General features: G+C 63.9%; 19 protein-coding genes and 2 pseudogenes. 11 read left to right on the top strand and 10 right to left on the bottom strand.

The genetic code is table 11. The features are described from left to right. Positions 1 to 25 precede the first annotated feature (25 nt). Both R4P95_RS15605 and glyA read right to left on the bottom strand, forming a co-directional pair. Positions 26 to 1,261, bottom strand: coding sequence for a sarcosine oxidase subunit beta family protein (locus R4P95_RS15605; protein WP_213576814.1), 1,236 nt, complete (start codon positions 1,259 to 1,261; stop codon positions 26 to 28). Further along, on the bottom strand, positions 1,258 to 2,577 hold the full coding sequence (gene glyA, locus R4P95_RS15600; RefSeq protein WP_397517728.1) for a serine hydroxymethyltransferase: 1,320 nt from the start codon (positions 2,575 to 2,577) through the stop codon (positions 1,258 to 1,260). The genes R4P95_RS15605 and glyA overlap by 4 nt, the downstream gene beginning before the upstream one ends. Positions 2,578 to 2,705: 128 nt before the next feature. Here glyA and R4P95_RS15595 point away from each other — a divergent pair, with 128 nt between their 5' ends. From R4P95_RS15595 to R4P95_RS15585, 3 genes are all read left to right on the top strand, one after another. Then, positions 2,706 to 3,377 (top strand): GntR family transcriptional regulator, encoded by a 672-nt coding sequence (locus R4P95_RS15595; protein WP_317746026.1) that lies wholly within the window; start codon positions 2,706 to 2,708, stop codon positions 3,375 to 3,377. A 98-nt stretch (positions 3,378 to 3,475) separates the two neighbouring features. After that, complete coding sequence (locus R4P95_RS15590; RefSeq protein WP_317746027.1) at positions 3,476 to 4,084, top strand: 5-formyltetrahydrofolate cyclo-ligase; 609 nt, start codon at positions 3,476 to 3,478, stop codon at positions 4,082 to 4,084. 12 nt (positions 4,085 to 4,096) lie between these two features. Then, the gene (locus tag R4P95_RS15585) at positions 4,097 to 4,345 is read left to right on the top strand and encodes a hypothetical protein (RefSeq protein WP_317746028.1); all 249 of its coding nucleotides are present in this window, start codon (positions 4,097 to 4,099) and stop codon (positions 4,343 to 4,345) included. A 167-nt stretch (positions 4,346 to 4,512) separates the two neighbouring features. On the opposite strand, the gene R4P95_RS15580 is transcribed toward R4P95_RS15585, so the two are convergent. Both R4P95_RS15580 and purU read right to left on the bottom strand, forming a co-directional pair. After that, a complete protein-coding gene (locus R4P95_RS15580; RefSeq protein WP_213576818.1) occupies positions 4,513 to 4,686 on the bottom strand; it encodes a hypothetical protein in 174 nt (57 codons plus the stop codon). 102 nt (positions 4,687 to 4,788) lie between these two features. After that, positions 4,789 to 5,637, bottom strand: a complete 849-nt coding sequence (gene purU / locus R4P95_RS15575; RefSeq protein WP_109332680.1) for a formyltetrahydrofolate deformylase — start codon at positions 5,635 to 5,637, stop codon at positions 4,789 to 4,791. A gap of 204 nt (positions 5,638 to 5,841) precedes the next feature. Here purU and R4P95_RS15570 point away from each other — a divergent pair, with 204 nt between their 5' ends. Further along, on the top strand, positions 5,842 to 6,516 hold the full coding sequence (locus R4P95_RS15570; protein WP_317746029.1) for a GntR family transcriptional regulator: 675 nt from the start codon (positions 5,842 to 5,844) through the stop codon (positions 6,514 to 6,516). A 59-nt stretch (positions 6,517 to 6,575) separates the two neighbouring features. Here the strand turns inward: R4P95_RS15570 and R4P95_RS15565 are convergent, their stop codons facing one another. Both R4P95_RS15565 and R4P95_RS15560 read right to left on the bottom strand, forming a co-directional pair. Continuing rightward, positions 6,576 to 7,217: a cyclodeaminase/cyclohydrolase family protein gene (locus R4P95_RS15565; protein ID WP_317746030.1), complete on the bottom strand. Its 642-nt coding sequence runs from the start codon at positions 7,215 to 7,217 to the stop codon at positions 6,576 to 6,578. A gap of 111 nt (positions 7,218 to 7,328) precedes the next feature. After that, on the bottom strand, positions 7,329 to 9,791 hold the full coding sequence (locus R4P95_RS15560) for an FAD-dependent oxidoreductase (RefSeq protein WP_317746031.1): 2,463 nt from the start codon (positions 9,789 to 9,791) through the stop codon (positions 7,329 to 7,331). Between the two features lie 245 nt (positions 9,792 to 10,036). Here R4P95_RS15560 and R4P95_RS15555 point away from each other — a divergent pair. After that, positions 10,037 to 10,126 (top strand): annotated as a pseudogene (locus tag R4P95_RS15555) (RidA family protein); the annotation flags it as partial. A gap of 119 nt (positions 10,127 to 10,245) precedes the next feature. Here R4P95_RS15555 and R4P95_RS15550 read toward each other — a convergent pair. The 3 genes and pseudogenes from R4P95_RS15550 to R4P95_RS15540 all read right to left on the bottom strand — a co-directional run. Beyond that, positions 10,246 to 10,491, bottom strand: a pseudogene (locus R4P95_RS15550) (WhiB family transcriptional regulator); the annotation flags it as partial. Positions 10,492 to 10,660: 169 nt separating this feature from the next. Next, complete coding sequence (locus R4P95_RS15545; protein ID WP_397517727.1) at positions 10,661 to 12,238, bottom strand: BCCT family transporter; 1,578 nt, start codon at positions 12,236 to 12,238, stop codon at positions 10,661 to 10,663. Between the two features lie 556 nt (positions 12,239 to 12,794). Continuing rightward, positions 12,795 to 12,959 carry a hypothetical protein gene (locus R4P95_RS15540; protein WP_317746032.1) on the bottom strand — a complete coding sequence of 55 codons (165 nt, stop codon included), beginning with the start codon at positions 12,957 to 12,959 and terminating at the stop codon, positions 12,795 to 12,797. A gap of 26 nt (positions 12,960 to 12,985) precedes the next feature. Here R4P95_RS15540 and R4P95_RS15535 point away from each other — a divergent pair, with 26 nt between their 5' ends. Continuing rightward, complete coding sequence (locus tag R4P95_RS15535) at positions 12,986 to 13,789, top strand: IclR family transcriptional regulator (RefSeq protein ID WP_213576822.1); 804 nt, start codon at positions 12,986 to 12,988, stop codon at positions 13,787 to 13,789. 43 nt (positions 13,790 to 13,832) lie between these two features. Here the strand turns inward: R4P95_RS15535 and R4P95_RS15530 are convergent, their stop codons facing one another. Continuing rightward, positions 13,833 to 14,690: a bifunctional methylenetetrahydrofolate dehydrogenase/methenyltetrahydrofolate cyclohydrolase gene (locus R4P95_RS15530; RefSeq protein ID WP_109335297.1), complete on the bottom strand. Its 858-nt coding sequence runs from the start codon at positions 14,688 to 14,690 to the stop codon at positions 13,833 to 13,835. Positions 14,691 to 15,179: 489 nt separating this feature from the next. On the opposite strand from R4P95_RS15530, the gene R4P95_RS15525 reads away from it, so the two are divergent. From R4P95_RS15525 to katG, 5 genes are all read left to right on the top strand, one after another. Continuing rightward, entirely contained in the window at positions 15,180 to 15,608 is a 429-nt protein-coding gene (locus tag R4P95_RS15525; RefSeq protein WP_397517714.1) for a bifunctional 3-phenylpropionate/cinnamic acid dioxygenase ferredoxin subunit, read from the top strand. Further along, positions 15,605 to 16,768, top strand: coding sequence for an NAD(P)/FAD-dependent oxidoreductase (locus tag R4P95_RS15520; protein WP_317746033.1), 1,164 nt, complete (start codon positions 15,605 to 15,607; stop codon positions 16,766 to 16,768). Before R4P95_RS15525 ends, R4P95_RS15520 begins: the two co-directional genes overlap by 4 nt. A 65-nt stretch (positions 16,769 to 16,833) precedes the next feature. After that, entirely contained in the window at positions 16,834 to 17,955 is a 1,122-nt protein-coding gene (locus R4P95_RS15515) for an aromatic ring-hydroxylating oxygenase subunit alpha (RefSeq protein ID WP_213576825.1), read from the top strand. 255 nt (positions 17,956 to 18,210) lie between these two features. After that, positions 18,211 to 18,630, top strand: coding sequence for a Fur family transcriptional regulator (locus R4P95_RS15510; RefSeq protein WP_317746115.1), 420 nt, complete (start codon positions 18,211 to 18,213; stop codon positions 18,628 to 18,630). 48 nt (positions 18,631 to 18,678) lie between these two features. Further along, positions 18,679 to 20,937 carry a catalase/peroxidase HPI gene (gene katG, locus R4P95_RS15505; protein WP_317746034.1) on the top strand — a complete coding sequence of 753 codons (2,259 nt, stop codon included), beginning with the start codon at positions 18,679 to 18,681 and terminating at the stop codon, positions 20,935 to 20,937. Positions 20,938 to 20,966: the final 29 nt, after the last annotated feature.

The following is a 20,966-nucleotide window of genomic DNA, read 5'->3' as shown; positions in this document are numbered from 1 at the left end:
CTGATTTCAGTGCGCGACGGGGGGATCAGTGCGCGACGGCCGCGGCGCCGTGCTCGTCGACGAGGGCGCCGGTGACGAACCGGTCGAGGCTGAACGGCGCGATGAACTCGTGCGGTTCGTCGTTGGCGATCGTGTCCGCCAGGCACCAGCCCAATCCCGGGGTTGCCTTGAATCCACCAGTGCCCCAACCACAGTTGAGGTACACGTTGTCGTACGGGGTGCGTCCGACAATCGGGGAGGCGTCGGGGCACACGTCGACGATGCCGCCCCAGGTGCGCAGCAGGTGCGCGCGGGCGAAGACGGGGAACAACTCGACCGCGGCCGCCATCTGCCGTTCGATGATGTGGAACGCGCCGCGCTGGCCGTAGCCGTTGTAGGAGTCGACACCGGCGCCCATCACCAACTCACCCTTGTGCGCCTGCGAGACGTAGACGTGGATCGCGTTGGACATCACGACGGTCGGGTGCACGGGCTCGAGCAGTTCGGAAACCAGTGCCTGCAACGGGTGACTCTGCACCGGGGTGCGGATGCCGAGCATGTCGGTGAGCGTCGAGGTGTGCCCGGCCGCGCACAGCGCGACCTGCCCGGCCGCGATGTCGCCGCGGTTGGTGCGCACCCCGGTCACCTTGTTGCCGTCCGTGACGAATCCGGTGACCTCACAGTTCTGGATGATGTCGATGCCTGCCTCGTCGGCGCGGCGCGCGAATCCCCAGGCCACGTAGTCATGCTTGGCGATGCCGGCCCGCGGCTGATACGTCGCGCCGAGGACGGGGTAGCGGATGTCGCTCGAGATGTTCACCAGCGGGCACAGCTTCTTGACCTCGTCGGGTCCGACCCACTCGGCGTCGATGCCGTTGAGCTTGTTCGCCTCCACCCGGCGGACGCTGTCGCGGACGTCCTGCAGGCTGTGCGCGAGATTGAGGACGCCGCGCTGGCTGAACAGGATCGGGTAGTCGAGGTCGTCCTCGAGACCCTCCCACAGCTTGAGGGCGTGCTCGTAAATCTTCGCACTCTCGTCCCACAGATAGTTCGAGCGGATCAGCGTGGTGTTGCGGGCCATGTTGCCGCCCGCGAGCCAGCCCTTCTCCAGGACCGCGACGTTGGTGATGCCGTGATTCTTGGCGAGGTAGTGGGCGGTGGCCAGGCCGTGTCCGCCGCCGCCGACGATCACGACATCGTACGACTTCTTCGGTTCCGGGTTACGCCACAGGAAGTCGGGGTGATCGGGCAGGTGGGCGCCGGGCGGCTGGGTGGCACTCATCGGTTCGCCTCCGTCAGGTCGGGGTAGAGCGGGAAACGCAGGGCGAGGGCGTCGACGCGGCCGCGGAGTTCGTCGAGATCGGCCTCGTCGGTGGCCGGCCGCAGCGCGTAGCTGATGATGTCGGCAACCTCGGTGAACGCGTCCAGGTCGAAACCGCGGGTCGCGAGGGCGGGGGTGCCGATCCGCACACCCGAGCTGACCATCGGCGGCCGCGGGTCGAACGGAACGGCGTTGCGGTTCACCGTGATTCCGACCCGGTGCAGCCGGTCCTCGGCCTGCTTTCCGTCGAGTTCGGACTCGCGCAGATCCACCAGCACCAGGTGCACGTCGGTGCCGCCGGAGACGACGTTGATCCCGGCCTCGCGGGAGTCGGGCTGCAGCAATCGGTCGGCAAGGATCTTCGCCCCGGCGAGGGTGCGTTCCTGGCGCTCGCGGAACTCCGGCTCGGCGGCGAGCTTGAACGAGACGGCCTTGCCGGCGATCACGTGTTCGAGCGGGCCACCCTGCTGTCCGGGGAACACCGAGGAGTTGAACTTCTTCGCCAGAGCCTCGTCGTTGGTGAGGATGACGCCGCCGCGGGGACCGCCGAGGGTCTTGTGCGTCGTCGACGTGACCACGTGGGCGTGCGGGACGGGGGAGGGGTGCAGTCCGGCGGCGACGAGTCCGGCGAAGTGGGCCATATCGACCATGAGGTACGCGCCGACCTCGTCGGCGATGCGCCGGAATGCGGCGAAGTCGAGCTGGCGTGTGTAGGCGGACCAGCCGGCCAGGATCAGCTTCGGGCGGTGCTCACGGGCCAGACGCTCCACCTCGTCCATATCGACCAGGTGATCGTCCTCGCGGACGTGGTAGGCGGCGACGTCGTAGAGCTTGCCGGAGAAGTTCAGCTTCATCCCGTGCGTGAGGTGACCGCCGTGTGCGAGGTCCAGTCCGAGGATGCCGTCACCGGGCTTCAGCAGTGCCGCCATCGCGGCGGCGTTGGCCTGCGCCCCCGAATGCGGCTGCACGTTGGCGTATTTCGCGCCGAAAAGGTCGGTGAGGCGGTCGATGGCGAGCTGTTCGATGACGTCGACATGCTCGCAACCGCCGTAGTAGCGGCGTCCGGGGTATCCCTCGGCGTACTTGTTGGTGAGCACCGATCCCTGCGCCTGCATCACTGCGAGCGGGGCGAAGTTCTCACTGGCGATCATCTCCAGGGTGCCCTGCTGGCGCTCGAGTTCGGCTGCGATCGCCTGGTGGACGGCGGGGTCGAGGTCGGCGAGCTGATCGGTCAGCGTCGGATTGCCTGCCGGTGCGGCTGTCGTGCGGCCGTCGATGTCGAGAGTCAAGAGTTCGCCCTTCTGAGAGATCAGTGACTTGTAGACTGATATATCAACTTGAAGGTAGAGTAGGGTCAGCGATGGATCGCAGTCAAGGCTCTACCGGAATTGTTTGGGAGATGAACATGAGCGTGGCGCAGCCGCCGGTTATCGAAGTTCAATCCGTAAGCGGCACCAATGCCGACCGTGCGTACGAGATCGTGCGCGAACGCCTGGTCATGCTGGACATCCGCCCTGGTGAGCCGATCAACGACGACCGGCTCGCCGAGGAACTCGGATTCGGACGAACACCGGTGCGGGAAGCGCTCAAGCGCCTCGAGCGGGAGCGTCTCGTCGTCGCGTACCCGCGTCGCGGCACGTTCGCCACCGCCGTCGACATGACCGACCTCGCCGACATTTCCGAAATCCGTAAGCAACTCGAACCCACCGCGGCCGCCCGCGCGGCACGGAGCGCGTCCCAGGACGCGCGGGCGCGGCTGTCCCTGCTCTCCGACGAGATCGCCGAGATCGATGACAGTGAGGATCCACGCGAAGTCCTGCGCAAGGACGTGCGCGTCCATCGCGAGATCTACCGAGCATCCGGAAATCCTCACCTCGAGGACATCCTTGTCAGCCTCGACGCACACGCCACCCGCATCTGGTGTCTCTTCCTCGATCGGCTGCCGGACGTCGCCGGCCATGTGCGCGAGCACGTAGCGCTGCTCCACGCCATCGTCGACGGGGACGAGGACACCGCCTCGTCCCTCACCCGCGCCCACGTCACCGGCTTCGAGAAAGCCATCCGCGACCTGCTCTAGTGCCGATTCTGCCTCAGCGGAAGGATCTGCCAACTTCCTAAGGATTTCGTGGTGCGCGAGTCGATCACTCACCCGACTCCTGACCGGCGGATTTCGAGATGACTCTTCACGACATCGACAGCAAGGCAGAGTGGAGACGCCGAGTTCTCCAGGCCCGTAGACAGCAGAGCGGCGACGAAATGCACCGCGCGAACCAGTGCATCGCCGACCACGTGCGGAACCTAGTACAGCCAGGACGATCTGTCGCCGCCTACGTACCTATGGACAGCGAGCCAGGCTCGGTGTCCATGCTGGATGCGCTGAAGGACAATGGCGCTCAGGTACTGCTCCCTTTCACCAGCGCGAACAGACCACTGTCGTGGGCCGTCTACAGCGGAGCTGACGATCTGGTCCCGGCCGCCTTCGGGCTGCTCGAGCCGACCGGTCCGGAACTCGAGCCAGACAGGCTCTCGCTTGTCGACGCGATCATCGTTCCCGCGCTTGCGGTCGACCGGCGGGGCGTCAGATTGGGGCGAGGAGCCGGATACTACGACCGGAGTCTGGCGATGGTCGACGGCGATATCCCACTGATCGCTGTGGTCAATGACGAGGAGTTCGTCAGCGCACTTCCTGACGAGCCGCACGACGTCCGGATGACACACGTCTTGACCCCCGCGGGAGGTCTTCAGTTGCTCGACCCGGCGCCATTCTTCGCGATCTACTCATAGACAGGGATTGGCATGACGTCCGAAACAGACCTGATCGACTTCGCGATCAAGTGGCGTCACTGGGGTGGGGGCACCCCCGAAGACATCTTCCGCGAGTTCGGACCGAGTTCCGAGCAGTACCTCAGCCGCCTGGCCTCCGTACTCGAGCGCAACACGTGGATGTACCCCGATATTGACCTTGCCCCAGATCTTCTCGCCCCGCTCGAGCACATCTGTGTCGTTCGGGGGAGTTCGCGTGCGCGGGCTTACCGGCGAGAGTGACCGTGGATTCACCACTCGAAGATTTTCCGCGCCAGTGCAGGCCGCCGCTGATGATGTGCGGCGGCCTGCACTTTGCTGATGGCGGCCTGCGTTTCGCAGCACAGGAGATGCAGCAAACATGCACCCTCTGCGCCACTCGGCCATGACAGAGCATGGCCTGGCCGCCGTCACTCGTCGTGTGGCAGGGCGGCGAGGATGGTCCAGCTGGCGGCCGGATAGGACGCGGCGATCTGCTTGTCGGGAGCGAGAATGCGAAGCGCCCCACCATCGAGCACATGACCGGTGAATCCCGCTGAGTATTCGTCAGTTCTCGTGCCACACTGCACGGACAGTCGTCTCATCGCAGCACCTTTCAGCTCGACGCTTTGCCTAGGCGATCGGACTCGGAATGTGCTGCCGCAGAGAACATCATGGCTGAGGGACTCTGCGGCAGCCGAAGGCCGTCAGCTGAAAATGACGGTCCTGTGCCCGTGCAGAAGAATACGATTCTCGCAGTGCCAACGAACAGCCCGGGACAATGCCAGCGCTTCTGCGTCCTGGCCGACGGTGGCGAGTCGGGCGGGATCGTAGCTGTGATCGATGCGGATCACTTGCTGCTCGATGATGGGCCCCTCGTCCAGATCCGGCGTGACGTAGTGGGCAGTAGCCCCGACCTGCTTGACGCCGCGATCGAATGCCTGGTGGTAGGGCTTGGCGCCCTTGAATCCGGGCAGGAACGAGTGATGGATGTTGATCGCACGGCCGTGTAACTTCCGGCATGCGTCATCGGACAGCACCTGCATGTACCGCGCGAGCACGACCAGGTCGGCGTTGTACTGATCCACGAGTTCGAGGAGCTGTGCCTCGGCCTGCGGTTTGGTCGCCGCCGTCACGGGGATGTGGATGAAGGGCAGACCGGCGGCTTCGGCCATTGGGCGCAGGGTTTCGTGGTTGGAAACCACGGCGACCAACTCTCCACCGAGATTGCCGGCACGCCAACGAAAAATGAGGTCGTTGAGGCAGTGACCCATCTTCGAGACCATCACGACGACGCGCGGCTCGCTGCACCCGTTGAAGTTGAATGACATACCGAATTTGTCAGCGACACTGCGAAACTCGGCGGTGAGCCTTTCCACGTCGAGGGCGCCCGCCGCGACAAACGATGTGCGAAGAAAGAAGGCGCCGTTTTGTGTGTCATCGAACTGCTGGTGTTCGGCGATGTCGCAGTTCTGTTCGAACAAGAAAGAACTGACTGCGTGGACGATTCCGGGCCGCTGAGCGCAGCTGAGCGTCAAGGTGAAGGTTTCGGTCATGTGCGTCTCCTCGGTGCTGGACGCTCTCCCTGGCAACGGCGGCGTCTCGGGTGGATATCGGGCTTGTTGTTGCGGCGAACGAGACCATCCGTGTCTCGATGGCTTCGACGGCTAGCGTGTCAGTAGCACAGAAGTGATATATCAGATGAGTATTAGCATTTCAGGCTGCGACGAAAGGGTCAAGAGGCGGAGTGGAACGCTAAGATGACGCCCATGGGGCTGCAGGCGATAGAGGCCGATGCTGGCGTGATCTCTCGCGCTGATCGTGTCTATTCCGCGATTCAAGACAAGTTGATCATGCTCGATATCCGCCCCAACGAGGCAATCGTTGAGAGTGCCCTCGCCGAGGAGCTCGGTGTGGGGCGAACACCGGTCCGGGAAGCGCTCAAGAGGCTCGAGGGGGAGCGTCTGGTCATTTCGTTCCCTAGGCAGGGAACGTTCGCCACAGGTGTCGACGTATCCGACCTCAGTCATATCTCCGAGATCCGGGCTCATCTCGAGCCCGTAGCCGCGCGACGAGCGGCGGAGGCGGCTTCCCCTACTCTCCGCCAGCTGCTTCTCGACATGGCGGACAAGACAGATGGACTCGATGTTTCCGGTATGGAACGGCACGAATTGATGCGATGGGACCTTACGGTGCATCGGACGATCTATCGGGTCGCGCGCAATCCGCATCTCGAGGACGTCCTCGTCCGATACGACAATCTCGCGACCCGAATCTTCTGTCTCTACCTCGAGCGGCTACCGTCGGTGCCCGAGCACGTCGGTGAACATGGGGAGCTATTGCGGGCTATCGCCAACGGTGACGGTGACCTCGCCGGAGAAATCGCGCGCCAACATGTCACGGGGTTCGAAAAAGCCGTCCGGGCAGTCGTTTAGCGTTAGGAGGGCGGGCGATCAGCTTCCCCTCGGGAGACAGCAGTTCACCCACGAAGACATCATTCGCTGCTGGGCGTTCCGACGAGGTTCAATTGCTTTCTCACTCGGGCGGTGACGGCATCGGCGCGGTCGGTGAGGGCATCGACAGTGGCGGCAGCGTCGATGAGGGACTGTCGGATGTTCGCATCGGTGATGCCGGGCAGATTGATCTCGACATTGACCCGAGCTGTTGTGGCTGCCGCTCGGGCCGCCTCTGCGGCAGCCGCGACGTCACTGACGACAGTGCGGTTGCCGACCGGTACGAGCTCCTCGGCAAGCGCGACCACCACCCCTGCTGCATTGATGACCTCGGCCGGAACTCGCGCCGCGCTCACGAGAGCGTTCTCGATCGCTGCCGATCGTGCGGCGATCTCCGCATCTGTGCTCTTGGGAAGCGTGTACGAGTCGATTACGGAACTGAATGCGGCCATATCGTCCTCGGCAAGCTCCAGTGCCCGCTCGCGAACCGTATCCGCTCCGGTGCACACACGCTCGATCAGAGCGCTGTGTTCGGCGTACCGATCACCGGTCGTGTATCGAGCCACCATCGCTACGAGCGCAGCGGATTGACCGAGGTGTAGCGCAGCGGTGGCACCGCCGCCGGGTGCGGGTACGCGGTCGGCGAGCGACGCGAGAAATGCGCTGATCGTGTCATGTCGCATGAGTGGGGTCGTCCTGTCGGTGGGGAAGGGCTGAGATGAAGCAAAGGGCACCACGTAACCGAGCGAGGGTGCCGGCCCCTGAGTAGCGAGCCGGCACCCCGACAGAGAGAGCTACGACCGGATCTTCTTCATCTCGGGGTCGACGAGCGGTTCGGCCACGACGGTGGCGGGGATACGCCGACCGAAGTACTCGATCTCGACCGCGGTGTCGACCGTCGCGCCGGCGGGCAGCCACGCGTAGGCGATCGGCGCCCCGACAGTGTGGGCGAACGAAGCGCTGGTGACATAGCCTGCTGGCTTGCCGTCGACGAAGACGGGCTCGTGGCCCAGCACGACCGACGTGCGGTCATCGATCATCAAGCACGCCAGCCGCCGGGCCACAGTGGCATCGGAGACACCCTCGAGTGCGTCGCGGCCCACGAAGTCACCCTTCTGCGGGCGGACCGCAAACCCGAGACCGGCCTCATAGGGATTGTGCTCGGTGGTCATGTCGGAGCCCCACGAGCGGTAACCCTTCTCCATCCGCAGACTGTTGAACGCTGCACGGCCGGCGGCGATGACCTCGTACTTCTGCCCCTCCGCCCAGAGTACGTCCCACAAACGTTGCCCGTAGTCGGCCGAGGTGTACAGCTCCCAGCCGAGTTCGCCGACATAGGACAGCCGCATCGCGGTGACCGGGATTCCGCCGATCCGGACCTGCTTGGAACGAAAGTACTTGAAGTTCTCGTTCGCGAAGTCGTCCCGGCTGATCGCCTGCACCAGATCCCGGGCACGAGGGCCCCACAGGCCGATGCAGCAGGTGCCGCCGGTGATGTCGCGGACCTGGACGGTACCGTCGTCGGGCGCCTGGCGGCGGAAGTAGTCGAGGTCGAGGTTGCCGTTTGCGCCGATCTGAAAAATGTTGTCGGACAACCGTGCAACGGTGAGATCGCTGCGCACCCCACCAGTGGCGTCGAGGGCGAGGGTGTAGGTGACGGACCCGATCGACTTGTCCATCTTGCTTGTGGTCAGGCGCTCGAGCAGGGCAAGGGCGCCGGGGCCGGAAATCTCGAGACGCTTGAGCGGTGTCATGTCGTACATCGCCACCGAGGTGCGGGTCTTCCACGCCTCAGCCGCGGCGATGGGGGAGTGGAACTTCGCTGCCCAGGGCTCGCGGGCCGGCGGCTGCCACTCGGTGGGAAGCTGCTGGACCAGGTGGGCGTTTGCTTCGTACCAGTGCGGGCGCTCCCAGCCGGCTCCCTCCAGAAAGACTGCGCCGAGCTCCTTCTGCCGAGCGTGGAACGGGCTGACCCGCACGTCACGGGGCGAAATTTTGGGCTGCAGGGGATGCAGGACATCGTAGATTTCGACAAAGTTCTGCTGAGACGTCTCGCTGACGTAGTCGGGGTCGAGCTGGAACTCCTCGAAGCGGTGCACGTCGCAGCCGTGCAGCTCGACCTCGGAGCGGCCGTCGACGAGCAGCTGCGCGACGGCCCGGCCGACACCGGCCGAGTGCGTCACCCAGACTGCTTCGGCGATCCAGAATCCGGCGATGTCGGGGGACTCGCCGATGAGCGGTCCACCGTCAGGGGTAAAGGAGAAGACCCCGTTGAATCCGTGCTCGATCTTCGCGGTCTCGAGGCAGGGAAGCAGCAGTTTGGACTGCTCCCACGACGGTGCGAAGTCCTCTTCCGTGAACGCCAGCATCGACGGCATGTCGGAGTCGGAAATCTCGTCGCTGTCGGTCAGCCCGCGGGTGTCTACCGGCATCGGACGGTGCGCGTAGGTGCCGATGCCGAGGCGGTCGACGTGCTCGCGGAAGTAGAGGTCCTGATCCTGGTGCCGCAGGATCGGGAAGCCCGCCTCGGCGAGTTCGGTGTTGCGACCGACCAATTCGGGAATCTGACCGGTTTTCGCGTACTGGTGCGCCAGGGGGAGCAAGGGCACGTCCATGCCGATCAGCTCACCGACGTCGGGCCCCCAGAAGCCGGCGCAGGACACGACGATGTCGGCGGGTACTACGCCGTGATTGGTGGTGACTCCGGTGACCTTGCCGCCGGAGTGCTCGATACCGATTACCTTGGTCGAACCCTGGAACACCGCGCCGCGCGATTCGGCGCGCCGGGCAAGCGCCACCACGACGCGGGAGGCCTTAGCGAGTCCGTCGGTCTCGACGTACAAGCCGCCGAGGACCCGCTTCTCGTCGAGAAGCGGGTGGAGCTTCGCACATTCGGCGGGGTCGAGGATGCTGCCGTCGATACCCCAGGAGGTGGCCCAGCCCTGTTTACGGTGCAGGTCCGCGAGTCGCTCTTCGGTGGTGGCGACCTCGAGTCCACCGAGCTGGCTGAAGCACCATTCGCCGTCGACGTCAAGGCTCATGAACTTCTCGACGGTGTATCGAGCCAATTCAGTCATCGTCTTGGACGCGTTGGTCTGGAACACGAGGCCCGGTGCGTGCGACGTCGAGCCGCCGGTCAGTGGCAGCGGCCCTTGATCGAGGACGGTGATCTTGTCCCAGCCCCGAGCTGTGAGCTCGTCGGCCAGGTTCGTGCCGACGATGCCGGCTCCGATGATCACTACGCGCGGTGAACCCATGATGGTCCTTCCTGGAGTGGTTGTGCGATCGCCTGCTCCCCGCGGATCGCCTCGGCATGCGCTGTCGCTGTGGGCCGACAGTCGATGTGCTCAGTGAGAACGGATGACCAGCAGCCGCGGGGCAAGTCGACAACTGATATATCAATCACAGTAGTGTGTGTCACAGGGGCGGTCAACCCCTGCCTTTGGGTGGTATTGCCTGACTCGAAGCTTGGCCGCACGAACCCTGGCCGGTGCGGAGGCCCGCCGGGATTCATGCGCGTTCCGCGGTCGGAGAGGCCGCGCTACCGACCGATGCACCGGTAGAAGTGGAGGTCGTCGTCGAAGTCGAGTGAAGCGATCGAATGAGTGGAGCTGTCGATTTCGCCGGTCGCTCCTGCCGATCGCATTGCACAAAATGCAGGCTTCGAACCCTGATTTCCGTACCGATCTCGGCGCTCTTACGGCGATCGGATTCCGACATCCCGCCCCACACCCCATACGGTTCCCTCGTGGTGAGTGCATAATCGCGACACCAATCAATGACCGGGCATGCGGCGCAGATGGCCTTTGCCGCTCGTTCTCGTTGAGCGCGCCGTGGCTTACTTTCCCCGCAGGGCGAGAAGAACACCTCCATGCCTTCCGACCGGCACCGTGCCTGTAGGCGCCAATCCGTTTCTTGCGGGGGCGCGGCGACTGTGGTGACGTTGTGCAAGGACATTCGGCTCCCTTGTAGTGCGCGGCAGAAGCGACGGGTAAGCATCCCTCCGACGTCGATGTCGTGGCGCTCAGGCGAGCTGGATGCGATGTATGAATATGAGCGCCGAGCCAATCGTCAAGGCCCGGCCTTTATCCGGTGGATTCAGGGCGGGCCTTGACGTTGTGCTGGTCTACCTCTGCGGGGTACTCACCCGCCGCGGCTTCCGAGGGGCTGCGATCAGTGGATCTCGGGTGATGTCGCGATACAGCGACACACACATGCCGATCATCACAACGGCGAACGGAGCGGCGACGATGATCGTCATCGTCTGCAGGCCGTTCAGCGCGTCCGAGCCGCCGGTCCACAGGATCAGCATGGCAACGCCTCCGGTGGCAACACCCCAGAACGCTACGGTCGGGCGGGTCGGTTCCAGCGTTCCCCGTTGGGACAGCGTTCCCATCACTATCGAAGCAGCGTCCGCGCCGGAGACGAAGAAGATCGCGACGAGAGCCATCACCAGAAGTGATGAGGCGCCCGCGAGGGGCAGATGATCCAGCATGCCGAACAGCTGCGATTCCGGAGTACCGCGGGAGAACAGGTCGTTACCGCCACGTTGTTCGCCGATAGCTGCCCCGCCGAAGATGACGAACCAGACAAGGCTCACGGAACTCGGGATGAGGATTACCCCGACGACGAACTGACGAATCGTCCGGCCCCGGCTGATCCGGGCCAGGAACATCCCGACGAACGGGGTCCACGAGACCCACCACGCCCAGTAGAAGATGGTCCAGGAGGAAAGCCAGGTTTCGGTCGCCGCATCGCCGGATGCTGCCGAGCGCGCCGACATGCCGGCAATTTGGGAAGCGTAGTCGCCCAACGTGGTGGGCAACAGATTCAAGATGAACACAGTGGGGCCGGCGACGAATACGAAGACGGCCAGAAGAAGTGCAAGCACCATGTTGATGTTCGAAAGCCACTGAATTCCACGAGAGATCCCCGACACCGCCGAGGCCACGAAGGCCAGTGTGAGTATGGCGACGATCGAGACGAGCAGCAGAGTTCCGGCCTCGCCCATCCATCCGAGAACTTTGATCCCGGAGCCGATTTGGAGTGCTCCAAGGCCAAGTGAGGCGGCGGTGCCGAACATTGTGGCGAAAATGGCCAGGATGTCGATGACCTTACCGATCGGCCCTTCAGCGTGGCGGCCGATGAGCGGAATGAAAGACGAGCTGATGAGTTGCTTGCGTCCCATCCGGTACGTGCCGTAGGCGATCGACAGACCAACCACTGCGTACATCGACCACGGGTGCAGTCCCCAATGGAAGAGTGCGGTCGCCATCGCGGTACCCACCGTGGAATCGGTGATTCCCGGTGGCGGCTGGACGAAATGTGTCAGCGGTTCCGTCACGCCCCAGAAGATCAAACCGATCCCCATCCCGGCGCTGAACATCATCGCAATCCAGCTGACGGTGTTGAACTCTGGTTTCTCCCCGTCCTTGCCGAGCGGGATTCGCCCGTACCGGCTCAGTGCCAGCCACAGAGCGAACAGGACGAAACCTGTGGCAGACACAACGAACAGCCAACCCAGGTTTGTCACTACCCAGTCCAGGATCGACGACATCGTGGTCGTCAGGCTGGCCGGCCATAACAGTCCCCACCCCAGGATCGCCACCACGATGGCGGTTGTAATTCCGAACACCACGCGATCGGTCTTCTTCTCGGGTGCGAGGCCCTCCGCCTCGTCGACGGCGCGAGGATCGGTGGCCAAGTCGTCCGCGCGGGGGGCGGTGGCCCCGTCGACGGCGCGAGGATCGGTGGCCAAGTCGTCCGCGCGGGGGGTGGTGGCCCCGTCGACGGGGCGGGGGTCGACTACCTCGCAGCGGCGTGATTGGTGGGGGGTCGCTTCCGTATCCGCATCGAGTGAGTTGCCATTTGTTGTCACATCGGTCTCCCTGCAGCACATCGCTGAGTAGGTTTGTGAACGGAGTCCGGACTGCCCGGTGCGAGGCGTCCCGGTCCCGAATGGTGTTGCTTATAGCGCAACGACGTTTTCTATGGGGAACAACACTGCGGCCAACTGTGATCTATGTCAAGTCCGACGGTCAAAATGACATAGATCACTAAATGGTGAACTTACGCTTTTTGCGAGAAGTTGACATCTGCTGGCCAGCGCGTGGACGAGGCCGATTCGTCACGCGCTCCGCTCTCCGAAGGCGTTGGAGCGGCCTGGTTCGCTGGTTCGCAGACCGCGAATGAGTGATAAGTAGGCCATGGACATGCCGAGCCTCGCATGGTCCCGACGCCGATTGATATATTAGTATTTGTCAGATTGGTACGACAGGTGTCGGGTCGGCCAGGAGGCGGCGGGCATCGTGGAGAGCGTCGGCGAGGGTGTCGACTCGGTCGACACGCTGATCGGGTGGGTCACCACACTGATTGGTGACCCACGCGGTGAGGTCTATGCCCGTCACCAGGGCGGCCGTCAGCACCAAGAGAACTTTCGTATAGTTGCTCCATGACCAACAGCAACGGAGCGCGGGCTACTGACGGCGGTGTCCAGTCGGTAGACCGGGCATTTCAAGTGCTGGAGGTTCTCGCCCGCAATGGTGAGGTCGGGGTCAGTGCGATCGCCGCGGAAATTGGGGTGCACAAGTCCACGGTGTCCCGTCTGCTGGCTTCGCTGGAAGAGCACGAAATGGTTGTGCAAACCTACGACCGGGGAAAATACCGCCTGAGCTTAGGCATCCTGCGCCTCGCCGCGTCTGTTCCCGAACGGCTCGAGATAACGGAGCAGGGCCACGCCGTATGCGAGCGACTCGCCGCGAAACTGGGCGAAACCGTGAATGTGGCCGTTCTACGTTCCCGTTATGCCATCCACCTCGACCAGGTACGAGGGCCCGCCTCCGTGGGCACACAGAATTGGATCGGCGAGCCGACACCGGTGCACGCGACGGCAAGCGGAAAAATACTCCTTGCCCACTTGGACGTGCACCAACGGCATGAAGTCCTAGGCGCAACGGTGCTCGAGCGGTTTACCGAGGACACCATCACGTCGGTCGAGGCGCTCGACGAGGAACTGGACGCGGCCAGGAGCCTCGGCTACGCCGTAGTCGTCGAAGAGTACGAGAAAGGGCTGAATGCCATCGCGGCGCCGGTCCGGGACTACGACGGCAGAGTCGCGGCTGCGCTGAGCGTCTCCGGACCTGTATACCGCTTCACCGAGGCCCGGATGCGCCTCGTGGTGCCCGATGTCATCGCAGCGGCCGCCGAGATCAGCGAACGGATGGGCTTCCGGCAATCCGTCACGCCCAGCGCCTGAGCTCACTCGATCTGACACTGCCTCGGAGCGGAGAGCCTCCGCGTCAGCCCGGTCCGATGCCCTCTGCCATCTCGACGACGTTCGTGAGCAGCATTGCCCGCGTCATCGGACCGACACCGCCTGTTGCTCCGCTGAGCTTTCCTGCGACGCGGTCGACCGAGGGATGCACATCGCCCAGAATTCCCTCCACCGTGCGGGTGATACCGACCGACAACACAGTGGCGCCTGCGCGGATCCAGTCCGGCTGCACCAGGTTGGCAACTCCCGCCGCAGCAATGACGACGTCGGCATCGCGCGTGTGAGTAGCCGTGTCGACCGTCGCTTCATGACACAGGGTCACCGTGGCATGTTCGCTGCGGCGGGTCAGCATCAGCCCGAGTGGCCTACCAACGGTCACACCACACCCGATGACGCAGAACCGAGCGCCGGTGATCGGGACATCGTGATGACGAAGTAATTCGATGATGCCGCGGGGGGTGCACGGCAACGGTCCCGGCATCCCGAGCACCAGACGCCCGAGATTCGTCGGGTGCAACCCGTCCGCATCCTTCGCGGGATCGATCAACGCAAGGATCCGGTGGGTGTCGATGTGCTTCGGCAACGGCAGTTGAACGATGAAGCCGGTGCACGAATTGTCCGCGTTCAGCCGCAGGACGGCCGCCTCGATATCCTCCTGTGCAGCGGTCGCCGGCAGGCGGACCTCGAGGGAATTCAATCCGATGCTTCGGCAGTCGCGGTGCTTCGCGGCGACGTAGGCATGGCTGCCGGGGTCGTCGCCGACGAGGATAGTTCCCAAGCCAGGCCGGATTCCCTGCAATTGCAGCACTGCGATCCGGTCGGCCAGGTTGTCCTTGATCTGCGCGCTGACGGCCTTGCCGTCGAGCAGTGTCGCAGTTGCCACGGAATATGCCTTTCTGGGTGACGAATAGGTCAAGTGGACCAGTGCGGCCAATTGTCGGTCGTGCACGAAACGCCTGACCCGATTGGCGACTGGAGTCGCGTGGGGTGCGGTGGTCGGTCGATGGGCGAGAAGACGAAGAGATACGTCGTCGGACCGGGAGGAGCCGTCGCAATAACGGTGGATTACCGTGACGACAATTGATATATCAGACGCAGAATAGCTTAGACCGGCTGAACCGGCGGGTCAACGCCCTGCGGGGCAGTTCGTGGGGCTCATGGGTCGCTCGGCTTGCATCGGTCGCGGATCGCCTCCCGGCGGACCAAAGGTGTGCCGACGTTGCGGGCTGCTGACACCGTGGGGTCCCTGCTATTCATAGTGTGACCAGGAGTTTCAGTAAAAGTTCCCGATGTCCTTGTTCCCCGGAGTTGCTGAGTTGTTGCGAGCACCCATCAGTTCGGCGGGACGCGCAGCTCCTCTTGACACTGCGCTATGACCATTGTCACACTGTTGCGTAACGCAGGACTTGTTTCGCATCGCGCTACAGAGAGGCATCTTATGCTCGAGGTCTGTCCGCTAGCCTCCTTACCTCGCGGTGACGCACGCCGCGTCGACACCACCCCGCCGATCGCCGTGTTTCACACCGACGATGGCGAGGTGTTCGCAATAGACGACACTTGCTCGCACCAGGACGCCTCGTTGGCAGACGGCTGGCTCGAGGGATGCGAGGTCGAGTGCCCACTACATGCGTCGAAGTTCAACCTCCGAACCGGGGCGGTCGATGCGCCACCCGCGAAGCTGCCCGTGCGAACTCATGAGGTCCTGATCAAGGACGAGGTGATCTACGTGGAGGTCAGCACCGAAGCGCCGAACCTGCCGCCCGATATTCGTAGCCGCCTCAACGCGGAGGGGAACGCATGAAAAGTATCGCCGTCATCGGGGCATCCCTCTCCGGTCTCAGTGCCGCGCGTGCCCTGCGCGCACAGGGTTTCGAAGGTGAGCTGAACATTGTCGGAGCGGAGCGCAACCGGCCTTACGACCGGCCGCCGCTGTCGAAGGAGTATCTGGCCGGAGACATCGACGAAACCTGCCTCACTTTGGAACCGGAAGGGGAAGACCTCCAGGCGAATTGGATGCTCGGACTGTCTGCAACAAACCTCGATGCCGGCACCCGCAGCGTCACGCTCAGTGACGGTTCACAGCTGACCGCCGACGGCTTCGTCCTCGCGACCGGCTCACGTGCGAGGGCGTGGCCGGACACCGAGCATCTAGCCGGCGTCCATGTTCTACGCACGATCGACGACGCAGACCGGCTGCGCGCAGAACTCATCCCCGGCGCCACACTGGTAGTCATCGGCGCCGGCTTCATCGGCGCCGAGGTCGCCTCCACAGCGCGCAAGCTGGGACTGGACGTCACAGTGGTCGAGGCTGCCCCTTCACCGCTCATCGGCGCACTCGGTCCGCAACTGGGATCCGCCGTCGCCCGCCTCCACGGCGACAACGGCACCAGACTGCACTGCGGAGTCGGCGTCGCCGGGTTGACCGGTGCACACCGTGTGACCGGCGTCGACCTTGTCGACGGCCGTCACCTGCCCGCTGACGTCGTCGTCGTGGGCATCGGCGGGATCCCGAACACCGAATGGCTCGCAGGGAGCGGCATCGAACTCGGTAACGGTGTTCTGTGTGACCGTGGCGGCACCACCTCGATCCCAGGCGTTGTTGCAGTCGGCGACTGTGCGGCCTGGATGGACACATCCGGCGGCCACCGTCGCGTCGAGCACTGGACCGGCGCCTCGGAACGCCCGGCGATCGCAGTGTCGTCTCTCCTCTCGGGTGAGTATCAGGGTCAGCAGGTCAAGCCACCGTACTTCTGGTCCGATCAGTACGGTTCGCGTATCCAATTCGCTGGAATCGCCGGGCCCGACACCGAATTCACCATCGAAGAGGGAAGTCTGGAAGCGGGAAGCTTCCTCGCCGTCTACCGCCGAGACGGGCAACCCGTTGCAGTCCTCGGCGTCGACCAGGTCCGCCTGTTCACCCGCTGGCGCCGCCAACTCTGCGCGCTGCCGGCACCGCTCTGATCCTTCTTGTAGACCTTCTTCCAGCCCGCAGATCCACGAGATCAACCACTAAGGGAGACCCCACAGTGACAACCACGCACCTGCCCGAGAGTCTCATCTCCACGCTCCCGGGAACGTATTACACCGACAGCGACATCTTCACGCTCGAACAAGAGAAGGTCTTCGAGCAGATGTGGTTCTGCGCTGTACGGTCGGGTGATCTCGACAAGCCCGGGGCTTTCAAGACCGTTCAGGTCGGTCGTGAAAGCGTCATCGTGACACGATCCAGGACCGGCGAGATCCGTGCCTTCCTCAACATCTGCGCCCACCGTGGCGCCCGGCTGTGCATGGAAGAGAGCGGAGAGGTCAAGAGGTCTTTCCAGTGCCCGTACCACGCATGGACGTACGACCTCGAAGGCAAGCTTATCGCGGCGCCCAACCTGACCAAGATGCCCGACATCGACCGTGTCGAGTACGGACTGAAGAAGGTGGCAGTGCAGGAATGGCTCGGCTACGTCTGGCTCAATCTCGCCGACGAGCCCGAGTCCTTCGATCGGACGGTCATTCAGGACATTCGCGACCGACTCGGCGACGTGGAATCGATCGATCGATACCAGATCGCTGACTTGGATCTCGGCCGTCGCATCGTCTACGACGTGAAGGCCAATTGGAAGCTCATCATCGAGAACTTCATGGAGTGCTACCACTGCGCGACGATCCACCCGGAATTGACCGAGGTTCTGCCGGAATTTGCCGACGGCTATGCGGCGCAGTACTACGTCGGGCACGGTGCCGAGTTCGGTGAGGATGTCGAAGGGTTCACCGTCGACGGCTCGGCCGGTCACGACGTCATCCCCGGTATCGCCCCGGAGCAGGACCGGCGCTACTACGCGATCACCGTGCGACCGACGGTGTTCGTCAATCTCGTCCCCGATCACGTCATCGTCCACCGGATGTTCCCACTGGCGGCCGACCACACCATCGTCGAATGCGACTGGCTGTACCTGCCCGACGTCGTCGCGAGCGGAAAGGATCTCGACCGCTCCGTGGAACTGTTCCACCGGGTCAATCAGCAGGACTTCGACGCGTGCGAGCGGTGCCAGCCCGCGATGGCCTCGCGCCGCTACCGCGACGGTGGTGTGCTCGTGCCCAGCGAGCACCACATCGGCGAGTTCCATGACTGGCTGAAGGAAAAGATCGCCCACTGATTGCCGCGCAACGCTGACCGCTCCACGGATCGAGAGATCCGTGGAGCGGGCACGCGGTTGCGATACTGCACCTTCGGGTACCGCGGCCCGCAGTTGCTGGTTCGCGACGCCGCGCTATGCCAAATTCGATGCAGCTGAACGTTCTTCGTGATTCGAACGGATGCGGCACCATGTCGTTGTCCTGCCTGGCATCCGAGTTGCATGAAGTGCCAGATATTTTCGCAAAAGTCTTGACTCGTTCCAGATTGGTAGGTCATAGTGTACGCAGAGCAATTGCGTGCGGCCGAGCTGCGTGTGACGCGTCCTCGAGTGGCAGTGCTGGAGGCAGTGCAAAAAAATCCACACGCCGATACGGAGACGATCCTCGGAGAAGTGCGGGCAGTGCTTCCCGGTGTGTCTCAGCAGGCGGTGTACGGCATTTTGCACACGACGACTGCTGCCGGTTTGGTGCGCAAAATCCAGCCGGCGGGTTTGGTGGCTCGCTACGAGACGCGGGTCGGTGACAACCACCATCACGTGGTCTGCCGGTCCTGCGCAGCCATCGCGGACGTCGATTGCGCTGTCGGTGAGTCGCCGTGCCTGCCCACTGTCCACGACAACGGATTCCATGTCGACGAGGCGGAGGTCATCTTCTGGGGCCTGTGCGCCAACTGCTCGACATCGCTCACCTCGTAGCGCTCATCTCATCAACAGCCCGAATTATCCCCTTTTGGAAGGAAAGCCGTGTCTGACACCACCCGGACTCTCGCAGAAGAGCACCCGCCCATCGCCGAGGCCCAAACGGAACCTGCGGAGAGCGGCGGCTGCCCTGTCGCGCACGGTCGGCTCGAGCATCCGACTCGGGGCGGCGGTAACCGTGACTGGTGGCCGAACCAGCTCAACCTGAAGATCCTGCAGAAGAACCCCGCCGTGCGTAATCCCATGGACGAGGACTTCGACTACACCCGGGAACTCGAGAACCTGGACTTCGAGGCCCTGAAACGGGACATCGAGGAGGTTATGACGACCTCGCAGGACTGGTGGCCCGCCGACTACGGCCACTACGGCCCGCTGTTCGTCCGGATGGCGTGGCACGCCGCGGGCACCTACCGCGTGACCGACGGCCGCGGTGGTGCCGGCGCCGGAATGCAGCGCTTCGCGCCGCTGAACAGCTGGCCCGACAACGCCAACCTCGACAAGGCACGGCACCTGCTGTGGCCGGTGAAAAAGAAGTACGGCAAGACCATCTCGTGGGCCGACCTGATCGTCTTCGCCGGCAACTGTGCCCTCGAGTCGATGGGCTTCGAGACTTTCGGCTTCGGCGCGGGCCGGGTTGATCAGTGGGAGCCCGAGGAAGACGTCTACTGGGGCCCGGAACTCACCTGGCTCGGCGACGAGCGTTATACCGGTGACCGGAACCTCGAAAAGCCGCTCGGTGCGGTCCAGATGGGACTGATCTACGTCAATCCCGAAGGCCCGAACGGCAACCCGGATCCCGTCGCAGCATCACGGGACATCCGCGAGACGTTCGCGCGGATGGCGATGAACGATGTCGAAACCGCTGCACTGATCGTCGGCGGACACACCTTCGGCAAGACCCACGGCGCCGGACCGGCCGATCTGGTCGGTCCCGAGCCCGAGGCTGCTCCGCTCGAGGAACAGGGTCTGGGCTGGAAGAGCGCCTTCGGCACGGGTAAGGGTGGCGACACCATCACCAGTGGTCTCGAGGGTGCCTGGACGCCGACCCCGCGGACGTGGGACAACAGCTTCCTCGAAACCCTGTACGGGTACGAGTGGGAGCTGTCCACGAGTCCCGCCGGTGCGTGGCAGTGGATCCCGAAGGACGGCGCCGGTGCGGGCACCGTGCCCGATGCGCACGATGCGTCGAAGACTCATGTGCCGGTGATGCTGACGACGGACCTGGCCCTGCGAATCGACCCGGCTTACGAGAAGATCACCCGCAACTGGCTGGAGAACCCGGATCAGCTCGCCGACGACTTCGCCAAGGCGTGGTACAAGCTGACCCACCGCGATATGGGCCCGATCGTCCGTTACCTCGGCCCGCTCGTGCCGGAGGAGACCCTGCTGTGGCAGGACCCCATCCCCGCGGTCACTCACGAGCTCGTCGATGCCGACGACATCGCGTCGCTGAAGAGTCAGATCCTCGGGTCCGGACTGACTGTTGCAGAGTTGGTCTCGACCGCGTGGGCGTCGGCCTCCTCGTTCCGGGGCAGCGACAAGCGCGGCGGCGCCAACGGCGGCCGTATCCGTCTCGAGCCGCAGGCGAGCTGGGAGGTCAACAACCCAGCCGAGCTCGCCCAGGTGGTGAAGACCCTGGAGGGAATTCAGGAGTCCTTCAATACCTCCCAGAACGGGAACAAGCGGGTCTCCTTTGCCGACCTCGTCGTGCTCGGTGGCGTTGCCGCCGTCGAGCGGGCCGCGAAGGATGCCGGACACGATGTCGAGGTGCCGTTCACTCCCGGCCGCACCGATGCCACACAGGAACAGACCGATGTGGAGTCGTTCGCTGCGCTCGAGCCGACTGCGGATGGTTTCCGCAACTACCTCGGCGAGGGCAACCGTCTGCCGGCGGAATTCCTGTTGGTCGACAAGGCCAACTTGCTGACGTTGACTCCTCCCGAGATGACGGTTCTCGTCGGGGGCCTGCGCGTGCTCGGCGCGAACTACAACACCAGGTCGGAAGCGGGCGTCTTCACGTCGAAGCCGGGGACGCTGACCAACGATTTCTTCGCGAACCTGATCGACCTCGGCACGACATGGGCGCCGAGGTCCACGGACTCGGAGATCTACGAGGGCCGCGACCGCGTCACCGGGGAGGTGAAGTGGACCGGAACCCGCGTCGACCTCGTGTTCGGGTCGAACTCCGAACTGCGCGCTCTCGCGGAGGTGTATGCCTCCGATGACGCGAAGCAGAAGTTCGTGCGGGACTTCGTGTCCGCCTGGGACAAGGTGATGAACCTCGACCGGTTCGAGCTCGCCTAACCCGGCGGCTCCGCCACCCGTGAGTACTT

Origin of the sequence: Rhodococcus sp. IEGM 27 (assembly GCF_033142305.1) — a bacterium.
GTDB classification, from domain to species: Bacteria; Actinomycetota; Actinomycetes; order Mycobacteriales; family Mycobacteriaceae; genus Rhodococcus_F; species Rhodococcus_F oxybenzonivorans.
Note: the sequence above shows the minus strand (reverse complement) of the source record. Positions and strands in the feature narration are given on the sequence as shown.

What these genes read in the sequence shown, in the direction of transcription:
- R4P95_RS15605 (WP_213576814.1), bottom strand. Translation starts at nt 1,261, where the DNA reads ATGAGTGCCACCCAGCCGCCCGGCGCCCACCTGCCCGATCACCCCGAC.
- R4P95_RS15595 (WP_317746026.1), top strand. Translation starts at nt 2,706, where the DNA reads ATGAGCGTGGCGCAGCCGCCGGTTATCGAAGTTCAATCCGTAAGCGGC.
- R4P95_RS15590 (WP_317746027.1), top strand. Translation starts at nt 3,476, where the DNA reads ATGACTCTTCACGACATCGACAGCAAGGCAGAGTGGAGACGCCGAGTT.
- R4P95_RS15585 (WP_317746028.1), top strand. Translation starts at nt 4,097, where the DNA reads ATGACGTCCGAAACAGACCTGATCGACTTCGCGATCAAGTGGCGTCAC.
- R4P95_RS15580 (WP_213576818.1), bottom strand. Translation starts at nt 4,686, where the DNA reads ATGAGACGACTGTCCGTGCAGTGTGGCACGAGAACTGACGAATACTCA.
- purU (WP_109332680.1), bottom strand. Translation starts at nt 5,637, where the DNA reads ATGACCGAAACCTTCACCTTGACGCTCAGCTGCGCTCAGCGGCCCGGA.
- R4P95_RS15570 (WP_317746029.1), top strand. Translation starts at nt 5,842, where the DNA reads ATGACGCCCATGGGGCTGCAGGCGATAGAGGCCGATGCTGGCGTGATC.
- R4P95_RS15565 (WP_317746030.1), bottom strand. Translation starts at nt 7,217, where the DNA reads ATGCGACATGACACGATCAGCGCATTTCTCGCGTCGCTCGCCGACCGC.
- R4P95_RS15560 (WP_317746031.1), bottom strand. Translation starts at nt 9,791, where the DNA reads ATGGGTTCACCGCGCGTAGTGATCATCGGAGCCGGCATCGTCGGCACG.
- R4P95_RS15535 (WP_213576822.1), top strand. Translation starts at nt 12,986, where the DNA reads ATGACCAACAGCAACGGAGCGCGGGCTACTGACGGCGGTGTCCAGTCG.
- R4P95_RS15525 (WP_397517714.1), top strand. Translation starts at nt 15,180, where the DNA reads ATGACCATTGTCACACTGTTGCGTAACGCAGGACTTGTTTCGCATCGC.
- R4P95_RS15520 (WP_317746033.1), top strand. Translation starts at nt 15,605, where the DNA reads ATGAAAAGTATCGCCGTCATCGGGGCATCCCTCTCCGGTCTCAGTGCC.